Annotated in this window: 3 protein-coding genes; all 3 read right to left on the bottom strand. The window is 61.3% G+C overall.

The genetic code is table 11. The annotated features are described in order from the left end of the window. Positions 1-17: 17 nt before the first annotated feature. Positions 18-1,307, bottom strand: coding sequence for an L-fuconate dehydratase (locus ACR0K4_RS22890; protein WP_480855905.1), 1,290 nt, complete (start codon positions 1,305-1,307; stop codon positions 18-20). Next, the gene (locus tag ACR0K4_RS22895; protein ID WP_480855906.1) at positions 1,304-2,149 is read right to left on the bottom strand and encodes a fumarylacetoacetate hydrolase family protein; all 846 of its coding nucleotides are present in this window, start codon (positions 2,147-2,149) and stop codon (positions 1,304-1,306) included. Before ACR0K4_RS22895 ends, ACR0K4_RS22890 begins: the two co-directional genes overlap by 4 nt. Before the next feature lie 15 nt (positions 2,150-2,164). Further along, positions 2,165-2,904, bottom strand: a 740-nt coding sequence (locus ACR0K4_RS22900) for an SDR family oxidoreductase (RefSeq protein WP_480855907.1), incomplete at its 5' end; no start/stop codon positions are given.

A 2,904-nucleotide genomic window follows, 5' to 3' on the forward strand; every position in this document is an offset into this window, starting at 1 on the left:
TGCTCAGGCGGCTGGGTTTATTCCGCTGCCAGTTTCGACAGGAAACGGAAATCTCTGATACTTTCGGGTTTCATCTCGATTGAGAATCCGGGCTTTTGCGGTGCCGTGTATGCTCCGTTTTCGACAATGCAGGGATCGACGAAATGCTCGTGCAGGTGATCGACATATTCGATCCGCTTGCTGTCCTTTTCACCCGAGATCGCAATGTAATCGATCATCGACATATGTTGGACGTATTCGCACAGGCCCACGCCCCCGGCATGAGGCCAAACCGGAAGATCGTATTTCGCAGCCATCAGCATGACGGCCAGCACCTCGTTCAACCCCCCCATCCGGCAGCTGTCGATCTGAACGATGTCGATCGCACCTTCCTTGATGAACTGCTTGAAGATGATCCGGTTCTGGCACATCTCTCCCGTCGCCACCTTGACCGGAGCAACCCCTTCGCGGATCACCTTGTGGCCGAACACATCGTCGGGGCTGGTAGGTTCTTCGATGAAGAAGGGCCGCGCAAAGGACAGGGCCTTGACCCAATCCACGGCCTGATCGACCTCCCACACCTGATTGGCGTCGATCATGATGTTCATGTCTTCGCCCAGCACTTCGCGCGCGATGGTCAGGCGGCGGATATCGTCGTCCAGATCGCGGCCCACCTTGAATTTGGTGTGGGTAAAGCCCGCCTCCTTGGCCTCGCGACACAGGCGACGCAGCTTGTCGTCGGAATAGCCCAGCCATCCCGCCGAAGTGGTGTAGCAGGGATAGCCCTCGGCCTTCAGCTTTGCCACACGCTCCTGTTTGCCAGCCTCGGCGGCGCGCAGCAGCGCCAGCGCTTCATCCGGCGTGATCGCGTCCGTCAGATAGCGAAAGTCGATCAGACGCACGATCTCTTCGGGGTTCATCTCGCCGACCAATTGCCAGACGGGCTTGCCCGCCTCCTTGGCCCACAGGTCCCACGCGGCGTTCACGACCGCGCCGGTGGCCAAGTGAATCGCGCCCTTGTCGGGGCCGATCCAGCGCAACTGGCTGTCGCCGGTGATGTGCCGCCAGAACCGGCCCATATCCTCGGTAATCCAGTCCAGATCCAGCCCTGTGACCAATGCGCCAAGCGCCTCAATCGCGGCCACGCAGATTTCGTTGCCGCGCCCGATGGTGAAGGTCAGGCCGTGGCCCTCATGCGCGCCATCGGTTTCCAGCACCACATAAGCGGCGGAATAATCGGGATCGGGGTTCATCGCATCCGAGCCGTCCAGACTGTCCGAGGTCGGAAAGCGCAGGTCTTCGGTGCGAATGCCTGTGATGCGGGTCATGCGCTGGCCTCAACGCTTTGCTTCTGGACGCCCAGCCCTTCGATGCCCAGCTCCATCCGGTCACCCGGTTTCAGGTAGGTCTGCGGGTTCTGCCCCATGCCGACCCCCGGAGGTGTCCCGGTCGAGATCACATCACCCGGTTGCAGCGACATGAACTGCGACAGGTGCGAGATCACGGTCGCCACGTCAAAATGCATCGTCTTGGTCGAGCCGTCCTGATAGCGGTGCCCATTCACCTCAAGATACATCGGCAGATTCTGCGGGTCCGGCACCTCGTCGCGCGTCACCAGCCAGGGGCCGATGGGGCCGAACGTGTCGGCAGACTTGCCCTTGACCCACTGACCTGAGCGGTGCAGCTGAAAATCGCGCTCGCTGAGGTCGTTAACGACGCAATAGCCCGCCACATGGTCCAGCGCATCCTCGACCGAGACATATTTGGTGGGCTTGCCGATCACCACGCCCAGTTCGACCTCCCAGTCGGTCTTGACCGAGTTGCGGGGGATTTCCACCGTGTCATCCGGACCCATGATCGCCGAGGTCGCCTTGAAGAAGATCACCGGTTCTTCGGGCAGCGCCATGCCGGATTCCGCGGCGTGGTCGGCATAGTTCAGGCCGATGCAAATGAACTTGCCCACCTGACCAACGCATGCGCCGATACGCGGCGCGCCGTCGACCACGGGCAGCGCATTCACATCCAACGCGCGCAGAGCATCAAGCCCGGCATCCGACAGCGCGTCGCCCGCGATGTCGTTGACTTTGCCAGACAGATCACGGATCGCGCCGGTTTCATCCATCAGGCCGGGTTTTTCTTGTCCAACCGGACCGTAACGCAGCAGTTTCATGTCATATCTCCCTGATCAAACGGTCCAGCCGCCATCGATGGCGAAAGTCTGTCCGGTGGTGAATGCGGTCTCATCGCTGCCCAGATAGACGGCCAGCGCGGCAATCTCATCCGCATGGCCGATGCGGCCCATGGGCTGGCGCGCGATGAAGTCTTTCATCGCCTGCTCATAGTCACCGGTGGCGCGCAGGCGGTCGTGCAGGCTGGGGCTGTCGACCGTGCCGGGGCAAATCGCGTTGCAGCGGACGCCCTGCGTGATGAAGTCGGCTGCAATGGCTTTGGTCAGACCAATCACCGCCGCTTTGGATGCACAATACGAGAAGCGGTTCGGCACGCCTTTCATGGACGAGGCGACCGAAGACATGTTGATGATCGAGCCGCCGCCATTTTCCAGCATGCCGGGCAGAACTAGCTTCGCAAGCCGGTACATGGCCTTGACGTTCAGATCAAAGCTGAAATCCCACTGGTCGTCATCGCATTCCAGAATGGACCCGGCCCCAACGAACCCTGCGCAGTTGAACAGCACGTCCAGCGCGCCGGCGGTCGCGACGACCTCGGCCACAGCGTCCGCATCGGTGACATCCAGCTTCAAGGCTGTCACGCCCTCGATCGCAGCCAGTTCCGCAAGTGTTGCATCGTTGATGTCGCAGGCGATCACCTGCGCGCCCTCGGCCACGTATTTCTCGACGCTCGCGCGGCCAATGCCCTGCCCTGCGGCGGTAATCAGCGCTTTCTTTCCGGCCAGACGGCCCTGTG

This window comes from Ruegeria sp. K11, assembly GCF_056531905.1.